General features: G+C 45.1%; 5 protein-coding genes. 3 read left to right on the top strand and 2 right to left on the bottom strand.

Translation table 11 applies throughout. The features are described 5' to 3' along the window. Positions 1–195: hypothetical protein (locus tag B3M51_RS05980; RefSeq protein WP_292757552.1), on the bottom strand; the 195-nt coding region annotated here is incomplete at its 3' end. A 249-nt stretch (positions 196–444) separates the two neighbouring features. Here B3M51_RS05980 and B3M51_RS05975 point away from each other — a divergent pair. From B3M51_RS05975 to B3M51_RS05965, 3 genes are all read left to right on the top strand, one after another. Continuing rightward, on the top strand, positions 445–1,251 hold the full coding sequence (locus B3M51_RS05975) for an OmpA family protein (protein WP_292757550.1): 807 nt from the start codon (positions 445–447) through the stop codon (positions 1,249–1,251). An 86-nt stretch (positions 1,252–1,337) separates the two neighbouring features. After that, the gene (locus B3M51_RS05970; RefSeq protein WP_292483227.1) at positions 1,338–2,978 is read left to right on the top strand and encodes an acetolactate synthase large subunit; all 1,641 of its coding nucleotides are present in this window, start codon (positions 1,338–1,340) and stop codon (positions 2,976–2,978) included. A gap of 9 nt (positions 2,979–2,987) precedes the next feature. Beyond that, positions 2,988–4,439 (top strand): aldehyde dehydrogenase family protein, encoded by a 1,452-nt coding sequence (locus B3M51_RS05965; protein ID WP_292757548.1) that lies wholly within the window; start codon positions 2,988–2,990, stop codon positions 4,437–4,439. Positions 4,440–4,518: 79 nt separating this feature from the next. On the opposite strand, the gene B3M51_RS05960 is transcribed toward B3M51_RS05965, so the two are convergent. Next, positions 4,519–4,989 (bottom strand): Dps family protein, encoded by a 471-nt coding sequence (locus B3M51_RS05960; RefSeq protein ID WP_292483224.1) that lies wholly within the window; start codon positions 4,987–4,989, stop codon positions 4,519–4,521. Positions 4,990–5,026 lie beyond the last annotated feature (37 nt).

The following is a 5,026-nucleotide window of genomic DNA, read 5'->3' as shown; positions in this document are numbered from 1 at the left end:
CTGAATATGGTTCTGTAAATTTGTAACCAGATTGTTATGCAAAATACTCAGTTGCTGCTGAGTTTCCGCCAGCAAGGCATTTTTATGCCGATCCTGAATAACATGATCAAGATAAATTGCAGCGACCAGAATCAGTAAAGCGATTATGGCAATCATGCTGTTGAAAACCGGTTTAGTTGCAATAAAGGGACGCATTTGCAATCCGTGAAATAGCTGATAAATACTACATATTACAGCTGGAACAACATGATAAAAAAGTGATTGCTGAACGATGTGTTATCGGTCACAACCTGTTCTAACCAACAGGATTACTATTAAGCGACTTGATGCTACGGCAAAATCTTGATTTATCATACAGTTACGGTAACAATGAAACCTCGAATAAATACTGTCTTAATCCCATCAGCCAATTATGAAAATCTGAATGAATTGGTGAACGGACAAATGACCAATCAACAACAGACGCCGGGTGCTTCGAATCGCATGGTAAAACGCAAAGCCATTCCTGCTTATATCGCTATCTTTGCTGATTTGATGACGCTATTGTTATGTTTCTTTGTGTTACTTCTATCAATGTCTGAGCTGGATGTAGTTCGATTAAAGATGGTTGCCCAATCCATGCATAATGCTTTTGGCGTTGAGCAAACGGAAGACCCCGACCCCATCCCAAAAGGCACATCAATCGTAAAGCAAACCTTCTCGCCAAATCCTTCTGATATGACTGTCATTCAGGAAGTCCGACAGGATGCTGATCCTAATAACCCTATCCTTGAAACCTCTGATCTCAATTTATATTTGCAAGCCAAACAACAACGGCAATTGATGGAAATCAAACAAGCTTTAAAGCAACAAATTGATGAGGGACTACTACAGGTCGAAACGCGAGAGGACCGGGTGGTCATCACTATTGATGAGCAAGCCTCCTTTCCTTCCGGTCTGGCCTCAATAAAACCGGCCTTTGTTCCTGTTTTGAAGACTATTGCAGATGCCCTGGCAAATATTGAGGATCCTCTGGTCGTTTCAGGGCATACTGATGATCGTCCATTGAGTACATCACAATATCGTTCCAACTGGGAGTTATCCGGTTCTCGGGCCACTTCCGTTGTACATGAATTGCTTCGCTATCCACAATATCAAGCCGAACGTTTTCGTGTTGAAGGCTATGCTGATACACGTCCGCTTACAGAAAATGACACTGAATCAGGTCGAGCACGCAACCGAAGGGTAGAAATAGCTGTCCTCACACAGTAAGGGCTGTGATGCCTCGATTATTTATGGTACAACCAAGCAACGACGCAATGATTGCTCCGCCATCCCAGAGGACCTAGGAATACTCCATGAAAACATCTGATCTACTGGTTAAAGCGTTAGAAAACGAAGGGGTCGAATATATTTTTGGTATCCCTGGCGAAGAAAACCTCGATTTCCTTGATTCATTACAACATTCATCCATCAAACTGATTATTACCCGCCATGAGCAAGGCGCAGGATTTATGGCGGCTAATTATGGACGTTTAACCGGCAAACCCGGTGTTTGTCTGTCTACCCTGGGACCTGGCGCCACCAATCTCATCACGCCAGCCGCTTATGCCCAGTTGGGTGGCATGCCGATGTTGATTATTACCGGTCAAAAACCGATTAAGGCCAGTAAACAGGCACTCTTTCAGATTGTCGACATCGTTAATATGATGCGGCCAATTACCAAGTTCACCAAGCAGGTGGTGCATGGAAATACAATTGGCGCCGTGGTGCGGGAGGCCTGCCGTCTTGCGGTTCAGGAACGTCCCGGTGCGGTGCATATCGAATTACCTGAAGATATTGCCGCTGAAGAAGTTCAGGACCGAATTTATGTGGTGGAAAATATTCGGCGCCCGGATGCTGATAACACGGCGATAAAAGATGCGCTGGAAATGATTCGTAAGGCCAATATGCCGCTGTTATTGATTGGTGCCGGGGCAAACCGGAAACGTGCCAGCAAAGCATTAACCCGCTTTGTCGAAAAAACCGGGATTCCTTTTTTCAATACTCAACTCGGTAAAGGGGTAATTGATGAACGTCATGATAGCTATCTCGGTACAGCAGCATTGTCCGAATCCGATTATCTGCACTGTGCCATCGAACGGGCAGATTTGATCATCAATGTCGGTCATGATGTGGTTGAAAAGCCCCCTTTCTTTATGAAAGATGGTGGGGCACCGGTTATTCATATTAATTTCCAGCCAGCAGAAGTTGATCCAGTGTATTTCCCACAGCTGGATGTTATCGGCGATCTTGCCACCTCCATCAATCGTTTATCAGATGCCTTGTCACCCCAGTCAAACTGGGATTTCTCGTATTTCTATCGTGTTAAACAGGAAGTTCAGCAGCGCCTTGGGCTCTACAGTGATGATGATCGTTTTCCAATTTTACCGCAAAGCGCAGTTACCACCATTCGTGCAGCACTTGGTGAAAAAGATATCCTGGCGCTGGACAATGGACTATACAAAATCTGGTTTGCCCGTAATTACCAATGTTATGAGAATAACACCCTATTATTGGATAACGCGCTGGCAACAATGGGCGCTGGCTTACCCACAGCAATGCTGGCCAAACTGATAAACCCCGAGCGTAAAGTGGTTGCGGTCTGTGGCGATGGTGGCTTTATGATGAATTCGCAGGAAATGGAAACCGCTGTTCGTCTCAAGCTGGATCTGGTGGTGATTATTTTGAACGATAATGCCTACGGCATGATCAAATGGAAACAGCAAGGCATGGGATTTAAGGACTTTGGTTTAAGCTTTGATAACCCTGATTTTGTTAAATATGCTGACAGTTATGGCGCCATCGGCCATCGGCCTTCCAGCTACATTGAGTTCGATAAAATGCTGCGCGAATCCCTCAATACCCCTGGTGTACATTTGATTGATGTTGCCATTGATTATTCCCTCAACCACTCAATACTCAATGAGGGGTTGAAACAAAAAATCTGCATTCTATAAGGAAGCTTTATGTCTAGCGCACCTCATTTCGCCCTGAAATTACCCGGCGTAGCAGCCAAACAATGGGCACAGATTGATGTGACCAATCCATACAATGATCAACTTATCGCTACTGCTGAGGTAGCAGATAGTGATGCCGTCGAAACCGCTCTTCAAACAGCCCATAGTTTATTTACCGATAGAAGCAAATGGCTTTCTGTTCCTCAGCGTCTGGCTATTTTGGAAAAATCGCTTGAATTAATGCAGCAACAATCTGATGAGCTGGCCAAAGGCGCTGCCGAAGAAGGCGGCAAGCCATTAATTGATTCCAAAGTCGAAATGGTGCGTTGTATCGATAGCATTCGGCATTGTATGGACACCTTGCGTCATCAAACTTCACACCCGGTTCCGATGGGCGTTAATCCGGCTTCACAGCATCGCTTAACCATGCTGCACAAAGAGCCAATTGGTGTTGTGGTTGCCATCAGTGCTTTTAATCATCCGTTAAATCTGATTGCTCACCAGGTGGGACCGGCGATTGCGGCGGGATGTCCGGTAATTGTCAAACCGGCTGAAAACACTCCATTATCCTGTTTTCGTCTGGTCGAAATTTTCCATAAGGCCGGTTTACCTGCTGAATGGTGCCAGGCTTTACTGACAGAAAATCATCAGGTTGCGGAGCAACTCGCCACTGATCACCGGGTAGCTTTTTTAACGTTTATCGGCAGTGCCAAAGTAGGCTGGTATTTACGTTCCAAACTGGCGGCTGGAACCCGTTGTGCATTGGAACATGGTGGCGTGGCACCGGTTATTGTCGATGAAAAAGCCGATATTGATGCAGCTATTCCTGGTTTGGCCAAAGGCAGCTTCTACCATGCCGGTCAGGTGTGTGTGTCGGTTCAACGTATTTTTGCTCATCATTCGATTGCACGTGAGCTGGCTGAAAAACTGGCAGCGGTAGGCAATAAAATGCAGATTGGCGACCCATTATCTGATCAAACGGAAATTGGGCCATTAATCCGTAACAGTGAAGTGACCCGGGTGAATGACTGGGTACAGGAAGCAGTAAGCCAGGGCGCAGAATTATTATCCGGCGGTGAATCTATGGCAAATAACTGTTATGCCACGACTGTATTATTTGATCCGCCAGCAGATGCCAAAGTCTCAAAAAGCGAAATTTTCGGACCGGTGGTCTGTGTTTATCCTTATCAGAATGTGGATCAAGCGATTGCTGAGGCCAATAGTCTTGATTTTGCTTTTCAGGCTTCGGTTTATAGCCAGAATATTGATAATGCCATGTATGTTGCAGAAAGGCTTGATGCTTCTGCTGTAATGATTAATGAACATACCGCGTTTCGCGTGGACTGGATGCCCTTTGCAGGTCTTAAACATTCAGGTCATGGTACTGGCGGTATTGCCTACAGTATGGAAGATATGCAGATAGACAAGATGATAGTACTCACCTCCAAGAGCATTCCGTAATTAGCTAAAGATCCTCATATTGCAGACAAAAAGAGACCGCCCGAAGGCGGTCTTAATATGAGAGAGAAACTTAGTTTTGCTACTGTGTCATTGCCCGTAACATCCAGGCCGTTTTTTCATGAATTCGCATACGGTCAGATGCTAATGCTGAAGAAGACTCATCATCTGCTGCTTCTGCCAGTTTCAATACTTCACGGCAGGTTTTCACCACTAATTCATGGTTATGCGTCAGAATTTCGGTCATTTCCATTGCATCCGGTACACCGTCTTTTTCCTTGATCGAACTTAAATCAGCAAACGCTTTATAAGTTCCTGGAGCTGACACACCCAGTGTTCTGATTCGTTCCGCAATATCATCGACAGCTGTAGCCAACTCGACGTAGTGTTCTTCAAACATCAAGTGCAGGTCACGAAAGCGTGGGCCCGTAACATTCCAATGGAAATTATGGGTTTGCAAATACAAGGTATAAGTATCTGCCAATAGTTTTTTCAAACCTTCGGCGACCTTTTCTCTGTCTTTCTTATTAATACCAATATCAATCGAACTCATACATTTACCTCCTGATAAAATTCGAAGTCTGCCGTGA

The sequence above is a fragment of the Methylophaga sp. UBA2689 genome (assembly GCA_002354555.1).
In the GTDB taxonomy this organism is placed as follows: Bacteria; Pseudomonadota; Gammaproteobacteria; order Nitrosococcales; family Methylophagaceae; genus Methylophaga.
Note: the sequence above shows the minus strand (reverse complement) of the source record. Positions and strands in the feature narration are given on the sequence as shown.

Bases quoted from the DNA above. Each gene is read 5' to 3' on its own strand.
- B3M51_RS05975 (WP_292757550.1), top strand. From the start codon at position 445: ATGACCAATCAACAACAGACGCCGGGTGCTTCGAATCGCATGGTAAAA.
- B3M51_RS05970 (WP_292483227.1), top strand. From the start codon at position 1,338: ATGAAAACATCTGATCTACTGGTTAAAGCGTTAGAAAACGAAGGGGTC.
- B3M51_RS05965 (WP_292757548.1), top strand. From the start codon at position 2,988: ATGTCTAGCGCACCTCATTTCGCCCTGAAATTACCCGGCGTAGCAGCC.
- B3M51_RS05960 (WP_292483224.1), bottom strand. From the start codon at position 4,989: ATGAGTTCGATTGATATTGGTATTAATAAGAAAGACAGAGAAAAGGTC.